General features: G+C 63.4%; 24 protein-coding genes. All 24 read right to left on the bottom strand.

Translation table 11 applies throughout. The features are described 5' to 3' along the window. Positions 1-322: 30S ribosomal protein S13 (gene rpsM / locus EN781_RS11075; RefSeq protein ID WP_127399975.1), on the bottom strand; the 322-nt coding region annotated here is incomplete at its 3' end. A gap of 188 nt (positions 323-510) precedes the next feature. Further along, complete coding sequence (locus EN781_RS11070; RefSeq protein WP_126054448.1) at positions 511-1,110, bottom strand: adenylate kinase; 600 nt, start codon at positions 1,108-1,110, stop codon at positions 511-513. Beyond that, a complete protein-coding gene (gene secY / locus EN781_RS11065) occupies positions 1,107-2,447 on the bottom strand; it encodes a preprotein translocase subunit SecY (protein ID WP_126054447.1) in 1,341 nt (446 codons plus the stop codon). The genes EN781_RS11070 and secY overlap by 4 nt, the downstream gene beginning before the upstream one ends. Before the next feature lie 191 nt (positions 2,448-2,638). After that, complete coding sequence (gene rplO / locus EN781_RS11060) at positions 2,639-3,112, bottom strand: 50S ribosomal protein L15 (RefSeq protein ID WP_126054446.1); 474 nt, start codon at positions 3,110-3,112, stop codon at positions 2,639-2,641. Between the two features lie 22 nt (positions 3,113-3,134). Further along, positions 3,135-3,332, bottom strand: a complete 198-nt coding sequence (rpmD, locus tag EN781_RS11055) for a 50S ribosomal protein L30 (protein WP_006205449.1) — start codon at positions 3,330-3,332, stop codon at positions 3,135-3,137. Between the two features lie 25 nt (positions 3,333-3,357). After that, positions 3,358-3,927 carry a 30S ribosomal protein S5 gene (gene rpsE, locus EN781_RS11050; protein ID WP_027046810.1) on the bottom strand — a complete coding sequence of 190 codons (570 nt, stop codon included), beginning with the start codon at positions 3,925-3,927 and terminating at the stop codon, positions 3,358-3,360. A gap of 77 nt (positions 3,928-4,004) precedes the next feature. After that, positions 4,005-4,364 (bottom strand): 50S ribosomal protein L18, encoded by a 360-nt coding sequence (gene rplR / locus EN781_RS11045; RefSeq protein WP_126054445.1) that lies wholly within the window; start codon positions 4,362-4,364, stop codon positions 4,005-4,007. Positions 4,365-4,454: 90 nt separating this feature from the next. Continuing rightward, complete coding sequence (rplF, locus tag EN781_RS11040; protein WP_126054444.1) at positions 4,455-4,988, bottom strand: 50S ribosomal protein L6; 534 nt, start codon at positions 4,986-4,988, stop codon at positions 4,455-4,457. 89 nt (positions 4,989-5,077) lie between these two features. Further along, positions 5,078-5,476 (bottom strand): 30S ribosomal protein S8, encoded by a 399-nt coding sequence (gene rpsH, locus EN781_RS11035; protein ID WP_126054443.1) that lies wholly within the window; start codon positions 5,474-5,476, stop codon positions 5,078-5,080. Positions 5,477-5,489: 13 nt separating this feature from the next. Further along, positions 5,490-5,795 carry a 30S ribosomal protein S14 gene (gene rpsN / locus EN781_RS11030; protein ID WP_126054442.1) on the bottom strand — a complete coding sequence of 102 codons (306 nt, stop codon included), beginning with the start codon at positions 5,793-5,795 and terminating at the stop codon, positions 5,490-5,492. A gap of 26 nt (positions 5,796-5,821) precedes the next feature. After that, positions 5,822-6,400: a 50S ribosomal protein L5 gene (gene rplE, locus EN781_RS11025; protein WP_126054441.1), complete on the bottom strand. Its 579-nt coding sequence runs from the start codon at positions 6,398-6,400 to the stop codon at positions 5,822-5,824. Next, positions 6,393-6,707, bottom strand: coding sequence for a 50S ribosomal protein L24 (gene rplX, locus EN781_RS11020; protein WP_126054440.1), 315 nt, complete (start codon positions 6,705-6,707; stop codon positions 6,393-6,395). The genes rplE and rplX overlap by 8 nt, the downstream gene beginning before the upstream one ends. Positions 6,708-6,719: 12 nt before the next feature. Further along, entirely contained in the window at positions 6,720-7,088 is a 369-nt protein-coding gene (gene rplN, locus EN781_RS11015; protein WP_006205457.1) for a 50S ribosomal protein L14, read from the bottom strand. A 72-nt stretch (positions 7,089-7,160) separates the two neighbouring features. Continuing rightward, positions 7,161-7,400 (bottom strand): 30S ribosomal protein S17, encoded by a 240-nt coding sequence (gene rpsQ, locus EN781_RS11010; RefSeq protein ID WP_126054439.1) that lies wholly within the window; start codon positions 7,398-7,400, stop codon positions 7,161-7,163. Between the two features lie 11 nt (positions 7,401-7,411). Next, a complete protein-coding gene (rpmC, locus tag EN781_RS11005) occupies positions 7,412-7,612 on the bottom strand; it encodes a 50S ribosomal protein L29 (protein WP_126042433.1) in 201 nt (66 codons plus the stop codon). Positions 7,613-7,625: 13 nt separating this feature from the next. Continuing rightward, positions 7,626-8,039, bottom strand: a complete 414-nt coding sequence (gene rplP, locus EN781_RS11000; protein WP_126054438.1) for a 50S ribosomal protein L16 — start codon at positions 8,037-8,039, stop codon at positions 7,626-7,628. Between the two features lie 27 nt (positions 8,040-8,066). Further along, positions 8,067-8,798: a 30S ribosomal protein S3 gene (gene rpsC, locus EN781_RS10995; RefSeq protein ID WP_126054437.1), complete on the bottom strand. Its 732-nt coding sequence runs from the start codon at positions 8,796-8,798 to the stop codon at positions 8,067-8,069. Then, positions 8,798-9,187 carry a 50S ribosomal protein L22 gene (rplV, locus tag EN781_RS10990; RefSeq protein ID WP_006205462.1) on the bottom strand — a complete coding sequence of 130 codons (390 nt, stop codon included), beginning with the start codon at positions 9,185-9,187 and terminating at the stop codon, positions 8,798-8,800. The genes rpsC and rplV overlap by 1 nt, the downstream gene beginning before the upstream one ends. Positions 9,188-9,189: 2 nt before the next feature. Next, positions 9,190-9,468, bottom strand: a complete 279-nt coding sequence (rpsS, locus tag EN781_RS10985) for a 30S ribosomal protein S19 (protein ID WP_006205463.1) — start codon at positions 9,466-9,468, stop codon at positions 9,190-9,192. 16 nt (positions 9,469-9,484) lie between these two features. Continuing rightward, the gene (rplB, locus tag EN781_RS10980) at positions 9,485-10,318 is read right to left on the bottom strand and encodes a 50S ribosomal protein L2 (protein ID WP_126054436.1); all 834 of its coding nucleotides are present in this window, start codon (positions 10,316-10,318) and stop codon (positions 9,485-9,487) included. A gap of 22 nt (positions 10,319-10,340) precedes the next feature. Further along, positions 10,341-10,634 (bottom strand): 50S ribosomal protein L23, encoded by a 294-nt coding sequence (locus EN781_RS10975; protein ID WP_126054435.1) that lies wholly within the window; start codon positions 10,632-10,634, stop codon positions 10,341-10,343. Further along, on the bottom strand, positions 10,631-11,251 hold the full coding sequence (gene rplD, locus EN781_RS10970; protein ID WP_126054434.1) for a 50S ribosomal protein L4: 621 nt from the start codon (positions 11,249-11,251) through the stop codon (positions 10,631-10,633). Before rplD ends, EN781_RS10975 begins: the two co-directional genes overlap by 4 nt. After that, on the bottom strand, positions 11,251-11,967 hold the full coding sequence (gene rplC / locus EN781_RS10965; RefSeq protein WP_126054433.1) for a 50S ribosomal protein L3: 717 nt from the start codon (positions 11,965-11,967) through the stop codon (positions 11,251-11,253). Before rplC ends, rplD begins: the two co-directional genes overlap by 1 nt. 94 nt (positions 11,968-12,061) lie before the next feature. Continuing rightward, a partial coding sequence (gene rpsJ, locus EN781_RS10960) for a 30S ribosomal protein S10 (RefSeq protein WP_127399974.1) occupies positions 12,062-12,281 on the bottom strand: 220 nt, incomplete at its 5' end.

The following is a 12,281-nucleotide window of genomic DNA, read 5'->3' as shown; positions in this document are numbered from 1 at the left end:
GTGCGTTGGTATGCGTGCGCTGGCCGCGGACCGGCAGCGAGCGGCGGTGACGCAGGCCGCGGTAGCAGCCGAGGTCCATGAGCCGCTTGATGTTCATCGACACTTCGCGGCGCAGGTCGCCTTCGACCTGGTAGTCGCGGTCGATCGTCTCGCGGATCTGCAGCACTTCCGCGTCGGTCAGTTGGTTGACCCGGCGCTCGGCCGGGATGCCGACCTTGTCGACGATCTCCTGGGCGAACTTCTTGCCAATGCCGTGAATGTACTGAAGCGCGATGACGACGCGCTTGTTGGTCGGAATGTTGACGCCGGCTATACGAGCCATCTTCTCTCATCTCCATATGGGCCGGACGCGCCGACGCTTCAAGTTGCCCCGCGTCCGGTGGAGGCCGGCCCTTGCGGGAGTTTCCAGTTCAAAGCGGCCGCCTTGCCCTTGCGGACAAGCAAAGCCTATGCCTGATGGAAGACGGGCCGCCATACCCCAGCGGACCGCTACAGTCAAGCGCTGTTTCTCTATGCCGCCGCCTGCGTGACGGATTTGAGCACCGCTTCGATCTCTCTCGTTACGGTGTCTATGTCGGCCATGCCGTCGACGCTCTTCAGCCTGCCCTTGGCGTAGTAGTAGCCAATGAGTGGAGCGGTCTTCTTGTAGTACTCCCGCAAGCGCTCCTCGAACACGGCTGGATTGTCATCCTTGCGCACCGGCTGGCCGGCGGCCTTGGCATCCTCGGCGCGCTTGACGATTCGCCCAACCAGCGCCTTGTCATCGACGACGAGCTCGATCACGGCGTCGAGATGGAGGCCACGATCCGCGAGCATCGATTCGACCGCATCGGCCTGCACCAGGGTGCGTGGATAGCCGTCGAGGATGAAGCCATTTGCGCAATCAGCTTGGTCGATGCGCTCGGCCACGATGGCATTGACGATGGCATCGGAAACCAGCTCGCCGGCATCCATCACCGCCTTGGCCCGCTTGCCGACCTCGGTACCGGCCTGCACAGCGGCACGCAGCATGTCACCGGTCGAGAGCTGGGGTATGCGGAACTTCTCTACCAGTCTTTGCGCTTGCGTCCCCTTGCCCGCCCCCGGCGGTCCAAGCAATATCAGCCTCATCTGGTCCTCTTCCCCCCGCGCAACTTCGACTTCTTGATCAGGCCCTCATACTGGTGCGCGATCAGGTGACCCTGAATCTGCGCCACCGTATCGAGCGTTACACTGACCACGATCAGAAGCGATGTGCCACCAAGGTAGAATGGTACGCCAGTCGCTGAAATTAGGAATTCGGGCAGCAGGCACACCAGCACCAGGTAGATGGCGCCGATGACGGTGATGCGCGTGAGAACATAGTCGATGTAATCGGCGGTGCGCTCGCCCGGGCGGTAGCCTGGAATGAAGCCGGAATGCTTCTTGAGCTGGTCGGCGGTGTCCTTCGGGTTGAAAACGATCGCGGTGTAGAAGAAGGCGAAGAACACAATCATCGCCGCGTAGAATGCCATGTAGAGCGGTTGTCCATGGCCCAGCGAGGCAAGGATTGTGCTTGCCCATGCCGGCATGTTGGCCGTCTGCGAAAAGCCGGCGATCGTTGCCGGCAGCAGAAGCAGCGAGGACGCGAAGATCGGCGGGATGACGCCCGAGGTGTTGAGCTTCAGCGGCAAATGCGAGGTGTCGCCCTGGAACATCCGGTTGCCGACCTGGCGCTTCGGGTACTGGATCAGCAGGCGGCGCTGCGCGCGCTCGAAGAACACGATAAGCGCAATGACGACGATGGCGAGCACGATGATCGCCAGGATCAGCCCGGTCGACAGGGCGCCGGTGCGGCCGAGCTCCAGCGTGCCGGAGATGGCACGCGGCAGGCCGGCGACGATGCCGGAGAAGATGATCAGCGAAATGCCGTTGCCGATGCCGCGCGCGGTGATCTGCTCACCGAGCCACATCAGGAACATCGTGCCGCCGACCAGCGTGACGACGGTGGAGATTCGGAAGAACATGCCGGGATCGTTGACAATGCCGTTGCCGCCCTCCAGTCCGACGGAGATGCCGTAGGCCTGCACCAGGGCCAGGAGCACGGTGCCGTAGCGCGTGTACTGGTTGATGATCTTGCGGCCCTGCTCGCCTTCCTTCTTCAGCGCTTCCAGCGACGGAATGACCGAGGTCATCAGCTGCATGATGATGGAGGCGGAGATGTAGGGCATGATGCCCAGCGCGAAGATCGCCATGCGCTGCACCGCGCCGCCGGCAAACATGTTGAACATGCCGAGCACGCCCTTGCTCTGCGAGGAGAAAGCCTGGGCGAACGCGTCGGGATTGATGCCGGGCAGCGGGATATAGGTGCCGAGCCGGTAGACGAGCAGCGCGCCGACGGTGAACCAGATGCGTTTCTTCAGGTCCTCGGCCTTGGCGAAGGCCGAAAAATTCAGATTCGAGGCTAGTTGTTCAGCAGCCGAAGCCATGCCTGATTCTCCGCTTGGTCACGCTCGATGCCCGCAGCTCAGGCGGCGCGTGTCACCGAAGCTCACGAGATAAGCTCCGGACCGTAAACATGCAAGCGGCCGCGTTGACGCGGCCGCCTAATTGATCAGATCAAGGCGCGAAGGACGGTAAAACCTGGCTTCACTCGTGCCATCTGCGCTTTAAATCGCCGTTACTCTGCGGCGGCCTTTTCCGGCACCTTCACCGAGCCGCCGGCCTTCTCGATCTTCTCGATCGCGGCCTTGGAGGCACCGGCCACGTCGAAGGCGAGCTTCGCCTTGAGGTCGCCGTCGGACAGAATGCGCACGCCGTCCTTGGCGCGGCGGATGACGCCGGCCGCGATGAGGGCCTCGGCCGTCACCGTCGCCTTGGCGTCGAGCTTCTTTGCGTCGAGCGCGGCCTGGATGCGGGCCAGCGACACGACGGTGAAGCTCTTGCCGAACAGGTTGTTGAAGCCGCGCTTCGGCAGGCGCCGGTAAAGCGGCATCTGGCCGCCCTCGAAGCCGTTGATGGCCACACCCGAGCGTGCCTTCTGGCCCTTGACGCCGCGGCCGCCTGTCTTGCCCGAGCCGGAGCCGATGCCGCGGCCCAGACGCTTCTTGGAGTGCGTGGCGCCGTCCTTGTCACGCAGATCGTTGAGTTTCATCTTCGTTCTCCTGCGCTTCTGCTCAGCCCTCGTCCACGACGCGGACGAGATGCTGGACGGCAGCGATCATGCCGCGCACGGAAGGCGTATCTTCCAGCGTGCGCTGCTTGTGCATCTTGTTGAGGCCGAGGCCGACCAGCGTGGCGCGCTGCTCCTTCGGCCGGCGGATCGGCGAGCCGATCTGCTCGACGGTGATGGTCTTGGTAGCTTTCTTGGCCATGGTCTGGATCCCTGGTCAGCGTCGACTATTCTTCAGCCGCGACGGCGGTGCCGCGGCGGGCCTGAAGGGTCGAGTACTTGATGCCGCGCGCGGCAGCCACATCCTTCGGATGCATCTGGCTCTTCAGCGCGTCGAAGGTGGCGCGAACCATGTTGTAGGGGTTCGACGAACCCATCGACTTGGCGACCACGTCATGCATGCCGAGCGTCTCGAAGACGGCGCGCATCGGGCCGCCGGCGATGATGCCGGTACCCTGCTTGGCGGCGCGCAGCAGAACGCGTCCGGCGCCCCAGCGGCCCTCGACGTCGTGATGCAGCGTGCGCCCCGAGCGCAGCGGCACGAAGATCATGTCGCGCTTGGCCGACTCGGTCGCCTTGCGGATCGCTTCCGGCACTTCGCGCGCCTTGCCGTGGCCGAAGCCGACGCGGCCCTTCTGGTCGCCGACGACGACGAGAGCGGCAAAGCCGAAACGCCGGCCGCCCTTCACCACCTTGGCGACGCGGTTGATGTGGACGAGCTTGTCCACCATGCCGTCGTCGCGCTCTTCGCGCTCACGCTCGCGGCCGCGGCCGCCTTCCCTACGTTCCTGTGCCATATCCTGTTCCTTGTTCTTTTCCGGAAGCACGGTTGCTGCAATGCCGGCGCCGCTTTCGGGTCGCCGGCGGTGAAAAATCAGAAGCTCAGACCACCTTCGCGGGCGGCCTCGGCCAGCGCCTTGACGCGGCCGTGATAGATGTACGGGCCACGGTCGAAGACGACTTCCTTGACACCGGCCTTCGAGGCGCGCTCGGCGATCAGCTTGCCGACAGCCGCGGCAGCTGCGGTGTCGGCGCCTGTCTTGAGCGAACCCTTGAGGTCCTTCTCCAGCGTCGAGGCGGCGGCCAGCGTATGGCCCTTGGCGTCGTCGATGACCTGGACGTAGATGTTCTTCGAGGTGCGATGGACCGAGAGACGCGGACGCTCGCCCGCAACCTTCTTGATCTGGCGACGCACGCGCTGAGCGCGGCGCTGGGTGGATTCTTTCGAGCCCATGGTACTGTTCCTTGCCTTCAGAAAACGGGGGCAACCCTGTGCGGTAGGCGAAGATGCCTCCCGCGGTCGCGCCCCGCGGCGTTGCGATGATTACTTCTTCTTGCCTTCCTTGCGGACGATCTTCTCGCCGGCGTAGCGCACGCCCTTGCCCTTGTAGGGCTCGGGACCGCGGTACTCGCGGATCTCGGCGGCAACTTGCCCGACCTGCTGCTTGTCGATGCCGGTGACCGTGATTTCCGTCGGCTTCGGCACCGTGATGGTGATGCCCTGCGGGGTCTCGTAGACCACGTCATGGCTGAAGCCAAGCGCAAGCTGCAGGTTCTTGCCCTGCATGGCGGCGCGATAACCGACGCCGGTGATCTCGAGCCGCTTCTCGAAGCCGTCCTTCACACCCTGCAGGATGTTGACGATCTGCGTGCGCGACATGCCCCACTTGGCGCGGGCGGTCTTTGTCTGGTCGCGCGGCTGGACGGCAATCTCGGTGCCTTCCAGCTTGACCAGCACTTCGTCGTTGACCACGAACTTCAGCTCACCCTTGGGGCCCTTCGCCGTCACGGTCTGGCCGTTGACGGTCGCGGTCACGCCCTGCGGCAGCGAAACGGGTTTCTTTCCAATACGAGACATTTTGTTGTCCTCGTCACTTCTCTAGGTTCAGGGTCCAGTTTTCGAGCATTCCCGAAAACCGGATACCGCTTTCGATATCACGCGCCAGATCAGAAGATCTGGCAGAGGATTTCACCGCCGACGTTCTGCTCGCGCGCTTCGTGGTCGGCCATCACGCCCTTCGGCGTCGAAAGGATGGCGATACCGAGGCCGTTGGCGACCTGCGGGATCGACTTGGCCGAGACATAGACGCGGCGGCCCGGCTTCGAGACACGGGCGATTTCGCGCACGACCGGCGCGCCGTCGAAATACTTCAGCTCGATCTCGATTTCGGACTTGCCGTTCTCGAAGTCGGTCTGGCTGTAGTCGCGGATATAGCCTTCTGCCTTCAGCACGTCGAGGACGCGGGTGCGCAGACGCGAAGCCGGGGTCGAGACGCTCGACTTCTTACGGCCATAGGCGTTGCGGATGCGGGTCAGCATATCGCCGAGAGGATCGCTCAATGACATCTCAATGTCCTCCTTACCAGCTCGACTTGACCAGGCCCGGGATCTGGCCGTTGTTGCCAAGATCGCGAAGCGCGATACGCGAAACCTTGAGCTTGCGATAGTAGGCGCGCGGGCGGCCGGTGACTTCGCAGCGGTTGCGGATGCGGATCTTGGCCGAGTTGCGCGGCAGTGCCGACAGCTTCAACTGGGCGCGGAAACGCTCTTCCATCGGCTTGGACTGATCCATGACGATGGCCTTCAGTGCCTTGCGCTTGGCGGCATATTGGTCCGCAAGCTTCCGGCGCCTGTTGTTCTTCTCGACTGAGCTGGTCTTTGCCATTTCAGATTTTTCCTTTTTCGCTGCCGTTACTGGCGGAAGGGGAAGTTGAAAGCCTTGAGCAGAGCCCTGGCTTCGTCGTCCGTCTTCGCCGTCGTACAAACGATGACGTCCATGCCCCAGACCTGATCAACCTTGTCGTAGTTGATCTCCGGGAACACGATGTGTTCCTTGATGCCCATGGCATAGTTGCCACGGCCGTCAAAGCTCTTCGGGTTCAGCCCGCGGAAGTCGCGGACTCGCGGCAGCGCGATGTTCACGAGGCGATCGAGGAACTCGTACATGCGTTCCTTGCGCAGCGTGACCTTGGCGCCGATCGGCATGTTCTCGCGCACCTTGAACCCGGCGATCGAGTTGCGGGCGCGGGTGACGACGGCCTTCTGGCCGGCGATCATCGCGAGGTCCTCGGCCGCGACCGAAGGCTTCTTCGAATCGCCGGTCGCCTCGCCGACGCCCATGTTCAGCACGATCTTGTCGAGGCGCGGAACCTGCATGTCGTTGTCGTAGCCGAACTGCTCCTGCAGCGCCTTGCGGATGGTCTCGTTATAGACCTTCTTGAGGCGCGGCTCGTTCTTGGCAGCCGCCTGCTTGGTTTCAGCCTTAGCCATTGATGACTTCTCCCGAACGCTTGGCGACGCGCACCTTCTTGCCGTCCTTCTGGATGGTGAAACCGACGCGGGTCGGCTTGCCGTCCTTGGGGTCGGCCAGCGCGATGTTCGACAGGTGGATCGGCGCTTCCTTGGTGATGATCCCGCCCTCTTGGGACTGGGTCTGCTTCTGGTGACGGCGGATCAGGTTGACGCCGCGCACCAGCGCGGTGTCTTCCTTCGGCTGCACCGACAGGACTTCGCCCGAACGGCCCTTGTCCTTGCCGGCAAGCACGACGACCTTGTCGCCTTTTCTGATCTTCTGCATTGGTCCGGCTCCTTACAGCACTTCAGGCGCGAGCGAGATGATCTTCATGTGGTTCTTGGCGCGAAGTTCGCGCGGAACCGGTCCGAAGATACGCGTGCCGATCGGCTCTTTCTTGTTGTCGACGAGAACAGCCGCGTTCTTGTCGAAACGGATCACGCTGCCGTCCGGGCGTCGGATGTCCTTGGCCGTGCGAACAACGACCGCCTTCATCACATCGCCCTTCTTCACGCGGCCGCGCGGAATGGCTTCCTTGATCGACACCACGATGATGTCGCCGACAGAGGCGTATTTCCGCTTCGAGCCGCCCAGCACCTTGATGCACATGACACGACGGGCGCCGGAATTATCCGCGACGTCGAGGTTTGTTTGCATCTGAATCATGACTGGCCGCCTTCTTCTTTTCTAACGGGACAGGCTCGAAGCCCCTCCCCGGTCTGTCCAAAATTCGTTTGTTTACGCCTGGTCCGAAGACACGACGATCCAGCGCTTGTCCTTGGAAATCGGCTTCGATTCCTGGATGAACACCTGATCGCCGATCTTGTGGGCGTTGTTCTCGTCGTGCGCCTTGTACTTCTTGGTCATGCGCACGGTCTTCTTCATCACGGGATGCGTGAAGCGCCGTTCGACCTTGACGACGACCGTCTTCTCATTCTTGTCGCTGACGACGGTGCCCTGCAGAATGCGCTTTGGCATGGTTTTCGTCCTTAAGCCTTCTTGGCCGCGGACTTTTCCGCAGCGATGGTCTTGATGCGCGCTATGTCCCTGCGGACCTGCTTCACGCGCGCGGTCTTCTCGAGCTGACCGGTGGCCTTCTGGAAGCGCAGGTTGAACTGCTCCTTCTTCAGGCTGGCCAGGTCGTCGGTCAGCTGGTCCTGGGTCTTGGTCCGGATGTCTTCGGCTTTCATGATCGGCCCGTCCTTATTCTGCGATGCGCTGTACGAAGCGCGTCCTGACCGAGAGCTTCGCCGCGCCGAGGCGCAGCGCCTCGCGCGCCGTCTCTTCGCTGACGCCGTCGATCTCGAACATGATGCGGCCAGGCTTGACGCGCGCCGCCCAATAGTCGACGGCGCCCTTGCCTTTACCCATACGCACTTCGGTCGGCTTCGAGGTGACCGGCAGATCCGGGAACACCCGGATCCAGACGCGGCCGGCGCGCTTCATCTCGCGGGTGATCGCGCGGCGGGCCGCCTCGATCTCGCGCGCGGTGACGCGGTTCGGCTCAAGCGCCTTCAGCCCGAAACCGCCGAAATCCAGATTGGTGCCGCCCTTGGCGGTACCGTGGATGCGGCCCTTGAACTGCTTGCGGAACTTTGTGCGCTTTGGCTGCAGCATCGTTCTAACTCCAAATTCTCAAATGTCTCAGGCGTTTTCGCGACGGCGACCGCGCTCGCGCTCACCACCGGCGCTGCCGCCATGCGCATGATCGCCCTCGGTGGCCCGGCGTTCCGACGCCATCGGGTCGTGCTCGAGGATCTCGCCCTTGAACACCCAGACCTTGACGCCGCAGATGCCGTAAGCGGTGTTCGCCTCGGCCGTGCCGTAGTCGACATCGGCGCGCAGCGTATGCAGCGGCACGCGGCCTTCGCGGTACCATTCCATGCGCGCGATTTCGGCGCCGCCCAGACGACCCGAGCAGTTGATGCGGATGCCCTCGGCGCCGAGACGCATCGCCGACTGAACGGCGCGCTTCATGGCGCGGCGGAACGCGATGCGGCGCTCCAGCTGCTGGGCGATCGACTGCGCGATCAGCGTGGCGTCGATCTCCGGCTTGCGCACCTCGACGATGTTGAGGTGCGTCTCGGACTTCGTCATCTCCATCAGCTTCTTGCGAAGCTTCTCGATGTCGGCGCCCTTCTTGCCGATGATCAGGCCCGGACGCGCCGCGTGGATGGTGACGCGGCACTTCTTGTGCGGACGCTCGATCACGACCTTGGAGATGGCGGCCTGCTTGAGTTCCTTCTCAAGATACTTGCGGATCTTGATGTCCTCATGCAGCAGCTGGCCGTACTCGCCGGTGTTCGCGAACCAGCGCGAATCCCAGGTGCGGTTGATGCCGAGACGCAGCCCGATCGGATTGACTTTCTGGCCCATTATGCGGCCTCCCCTTTTTCCTCGACTTCACGAACGACGATCGTGAGGTGCGAGAACGGCTTTTCGATACGGCTGGCGCGGCCACGGCCACGAGCGTGGAACCGCTTCATGACGATCGACTTGCCGACATAGGCTTCCGCCACGATCAGCGCGTCGACGTCGAGGTCGTGGTTGTTTTCCGCGTTGGCGATCGCCGATTCCAGCGTCTTCTTGACCGTGCCGGAAATCCGCTTGGCCGAGAATTCGAGGTCGGAAAGCGCTGTCGCGACCTTCTTGCCGCGGATCAGCGCGGCAACCAGGTTCAGCTTCTGCGGGCTGATACGGATCGTGCGCAGAACGGCGCGCGCCTCGTTGTCAGCAAGCCTGCGCGGAGCTTTGGCCTTGCCCATGATTATTTCCTCTTCGCCTTCTTATCCGCGCCGTGACCGTAATAGGTCCGGGTCGGAGCGAATTCACCGAACTTGTGACCGACCATGTCCTCGTTCACGGAGACGGGAACATGCTTCTGGCCGTTGTAGACACCGAAGGTGAAGCCGACGAACTGCGGCAGGATGGTGGAGCGACGGCTCCACATCTTGATCACCTCATTGCGACCGCCTTCACGAACCTTGTCCACCTTCTTGAGAAGGTAGCCGTCGATGAAGGGGCCTTTCCAAATCGAACGAGTCACTTGGCGTTACCTCTTCTTAGCTCTTGCGCTGATGGCGCGAGCGCACGATGAACTTGTCGGTCGCCTTGTTGGACCGCGTCTTCTTGCCCTTGGTCGGCTTGCCCCAGGGCGAAACCGGATGACGGCCACCCGAGGTGCGGCCTTCGCCGCCGCCGTGCGGGTGATCGACCGGGTTCATGGCCACGCCGCGATTGTGCGGACGCTTGCCGCGCCACACGGTGCGGCCGGCTTTGCCGTCATTGATGTTGCCGTGGTCGGGGTTCGACACCGCGCCGACGGTCGCCATGCAGGAACCGTGCACGACGCGCTGCTCGCCCGAGTTGAGGCGCAGGATCGCCATGCCCTGGTCGCGGCCGACGAGCTGGGCGTAACCGCCCGCCGAACGGGCGACCTGGCCGCCCTTGCCCGGCTTCAGCTCGATGTTGTGGACGATCGTGCCGACCGGCATCGAGGCCAACGGCATCGCATTGCCCGGCTTCACGTCGACCGCTTCGCCTGCCACGATCTTGTCGCCGGCGGCAAGGCGCTGCGGGGCGATGATGTAGGACAGCTCGCCGTCGTCATACTTGATCAGCGCGATGAAGGCGGTGCGGTTCGGATCGTATTCGATCCGCTCCACCGTGCCGACGACGTCGAACTTGCGGCGCTTGAAGTCGATGATGCGGTACGAACGCTTGTGACCGCCGCCGATGAAGCGGGCGGTGATGCGGCCGTAATTGTTGCGGCCGCCCGACTTGGTCAGGCCTTCGGTCAGGCCCTTCACGGGCTTGCCCTTGTAGAGGCCCGAGCGGTCGACGATGACCAGCTGGCGGGTGCTCGGCGTTACCGGGTTGAATTTCTTGAGTGCCATTGTCCTGTCCTCGCGGCCTTGCTCAGAGACCCGTCGCGACGTCGATCGACTGGCCGTCGGCCAGCGTCACAACCGCCTTCTTGACGTCGCCCTGGCGGCCGATCGTGCCGCGGAAGCGCTTGATCTTGCCCTTGCGGACAAGCGTGTTCACGGCCGTAACCTTGACCCCGAAGAGGGCTTCGACGGCGGCCTTGATTTCCGGCTTCGACGCCTTCTTGGCGACGTTGAAGACGACCTGGTTCTGCTCGGAAGCCATGGTCGACTTTTCGGTGATCGCCGGCGAGACGATCACGTCGTAGTGACGAAGGTCGGTCATTTGAAGCGCTCCTCGAGAGCCTCGACGGCGGCCTTGGAAAGGACCAGCGTGCCGCGGCGCAGAATGTCGTAGACGTTGATGCCCTGGATGGGCAGCACGTCGATGTTCGGAATGTTGGTCGCCGCCAGCTTGAAGTTCTGGTCGAGCTCGGCGCCGCCGATGACGAGCGCGTTGGTCAGGCCAAGCGTCTCGAAATTCGCGACCAGCGCCTTGGTCTTGGCCTCGGTCAGCTTCAGCTCGTCAACGATGATAATCGACGCGCTCTTGGCCTTCGCCGACAGAGCATGCTTGAGGCCGAGCGCGCGCACCTTCTTCGGCAGGTCGTGCTCGTGGCTGCGCACGACCGGGCCGTGCGCCTTGCCGCCGCCGCGGAACTGCGGGGCGCGAGCCGAATGGTGGCGGGCGCGGCCCGTACCCTTCTGCTTGTACATCTTGGCGCCGGTGCGCGCGATCTCGGCGCGGCCCTTGGCCTTGTGCGTGCCCTGCTGCTTCTTGGCCAGCTGCCAGCGCACGACGCGCTGCAGGATGTCCTCGCGCGGATCAAGGCCGAAAATCTCCTCGGAGAGTTTCACCTTGCCGGCGTCCTTGCCGCCCAGCGTTGTGATTTTGAGGTCCATTATTCCGCTCCCTCGGTAGCCGGGGCTTCATTCTTGGCGGCGCCAGCGCGGATCGCGGCAGGCTTCGGCGCATTGGCCGGCAGCGCGACCTTGGCCGCGTCGCGGACCAGGATCCAGGCGCCCTTGACGCCGGGAACCGCGCCGCGGATCAGGATCAGGCCGCGGTCGGCGTCGGTCGAGACGACCTCGACGTTCTGCGTGGTGACGCGAACGTCACCCATGTGGCCGGCCATCTTCTTGCCCTTGAACACCTTGCCGGGGTCCTGGCGCTGGCCGGTCGAGCCGTGCGTGCGGTGCGAGACCGAGTTACCGTGCGTGGCGCGGCCACCACCCATGTTGTGCCGCTTGATCACGCCCTGGAAACCCTTGCCGGTCGAGGTGCCGGTGACGTCGACCTTCTGGCCGGCGACGAAGTGCTCGACGGTGATCTCGGCGCCAACGTCGATCATGTTGTCGGCGGAGACGCGGAATTCGGCGAGCTTCGCCTTCGGCTCGACGGAAGCGGCGGCGAAATGGCCGCGCATCGCCTTCGACGTGTTCTTTACCTTGGCAAGGCCAACGCCGAGCTGGACGGCGGTGTAGCCGTTCTTCTCCTGCGTGCGCTGCGCCACGACCTGGCAATTCTCCATCTGGAGAACGGTGACGGGAACATGTTCCCCGGCATCGTTATAGATGCGGGTCATTCCCACCTTCTTTGCAATCACACCTGAACGCATCGGTTCAATTCCTTTAGAGTTCCCTGTCGGGGCTGTCGCCCCTCCACGCCTCTTGTTCCTTCAGAGTTCCGGGTCGCCCCGCGCCTCTTGTTCCTTAGAGCTTGATCTCGACGTCGACACCGGCGGCGAGGTCGAGCTTCATCAAAGCATCGACCGTCTGCGGGGTCGGATCGACGATATCGAGCAGACGCTTGTGCGTGCGCATCTCGAACTGCTCGCGGCTCTTCTTGTCGACGTGAGGCGACCGGTTGACCGTGAACTTTTCGATCCGCGTCGGCAGCGGAATGGGGCCGCGGACGTTGGCGCCGGTGCGC

The organism is Mesorhizobium sp. M4A.F.Ca.ET.090.04.2.1, assembly GCF_003999085.1.
Lineage (GTDB): Bacteria > Pseudomonadota > Alphaproteobacteria > Rhizobiales > Rhizobiaceae > Mesorhizobium.
Note: the sequence above shows the minus strand (reverse complement) of the source record. Positions and strands in the feature narration are given on the sequence as shown.

What these genes read in the sequence shown, in the direction of transcription:
- rplN (WP_006205457.1), bottom strand. Translation starts at nt 7,088, where the DNA reads ATGATTCAGATGCAAACAAACCTCGACGTCGCGGATAATTCCGGCGCC.
- rpsH (WP_126054443.1), bottom strand. Translation starts at nt 5,476, where the DNA reads ATGTCATTGAGCGATCCTCTCGGCGATATGCTGACCCGCATCCGCAAC.
- rplB (WP_126054436.1), bottom strand. Translation starts at nt 10,318, where the DNA reads ATGGCACTCAAGAAATTCAACCCGGTAACGCCGAGCACCCGCCAGCTG.
- rpsN (WP_126054442.1), bottom strand. Translation starts at nt 5,795, where the DNA reads ATGGCAAAGACCAGCTCAGTCGAGAAGAACAACAGGCGCCGGAAGCTT.
- rpmC (WP_126042433.1), bottom strand. Translation starts at nt 7,612, where the DNA reads ATGAAAGCCGAAGACATCCGGACCAAGACCCAGGACCAGCTGACCGAC.
- rplP (WP_126054438.1), bottom strand. Translation starts at nt 8,039, where the DNA reads ATGCTGCAGCCAAAGCGCACAAAGTTCCGCAAGCAGTTCAAGGGCCGC.
- rplE (WP_126054441.1), bottom strand. Translation starts at nt 6,400, where the DNA reads ATGGCTAAGGCTGAAACCAAGCAGGCGGCTGCCAAGAACGAGCCGCGC.
- EN781_RS10975 (WP_126054435.1), bottom strand. Translation starts at nt 10,634, where the DNA reads ATGACCGACCTTCGTCACTACGACGTGATCGTCTCGCCGGCGATCACC.
- rplR (WP_126054445.1), bottom strand. Translation starts at nt 4,364, where the DNA reads ATGGGCTCGAAAGAATCCACCCAGCGCCGCGCTCAGCGCGTGCGTCGC.
- rplX (WP_126054440.1), bottom strand. Translation starts at nt 6,707, where the DNA reads ATGCAGAAGATCAGAAAAGGCGACAAGGTCGTCGTGCTTGCCGGCAAG.
- rpsQ (WP_126054439.1), bottom strand. Translation starts at nt 7,400, where the DNA reads ATGCCAAAGCGCATTCTGCAGGGCACCGTCGTCAGCGACAAGAATGAG.
- rplV (WP_006205462.1), bottom strand. Translation starts at nt 9,187, where the DNA reads ATGGGCAAGGCCAAAGCTCCGCGCAGGCTTGCTGACAACGAGGCGCGC.
- rpsE (WP_027046810.1), bottom strand. Translation starts at nt 3,927, where the DNA reads ATGGCACAGGAACGTAGGGAAGGCGGCCGCGGCCGCGAGCGTGAGCGC.
- EN781_RS11070 (WP_126054448.1), bottom strand. Translation starts at nt 1,110, where the DNA reads ATGAGGCTGATATTGCTTGGACCGCCGGGGGCGGGCAAGGGGACGCAA.
- rpmD (WP_006205449.1), bottom strand. Translation starts at nt 3,332, where the DNA reads ATGGCCAAGAAAGCTACCAAGACCATCACCGTCGAGCAGATCGGCTCG.
- rplF (WP_126054444.1), bottom strand. Translation starts at nt 4,988, where the DNA reads ATGTCTCGTATTGGAAAGAAACCCGTTTCGCTGCCGCAGGGCGTGACC.
- rplC (WP_126054433.1), bottom strand. Translation starts at nt 11,967, where the DNA reads ATGCGTTCAGGTGTGATTGCAAAGAAGGTGGGAATGACCCGCATCTAT.
- secY (WP_126054447.1), bottom strand. Translation starts at nt 2,447, where the DNA reads ATGGCTTCGGCTGCTGAACAACTAGCCTCGAATCTGAATTTTTCGGCC.
- rpsC (WP_126054437.1), bottom strand. Translation starts at nt 8,798, where the DNA reads ATGGGCCAGAAAGTCAATCCGATCGGGCTGCGTCTCGGCATCAACCGC.
- rplO (WP_126054446.1), bottom strand. Translation starts at nt 3,112, where the DNA reads ATGAAACTCAACGATCTGCGTGACAAGGACGGCGCCACGCACTCCAAG.
- rplD (WP_126054434.1), bottom strand. Translation starts at nt 11,251, where the DNA reads ATGGACCTCAAAATCACAACGCTGGGCGGCAAGGACGCCGGCAAGGTG.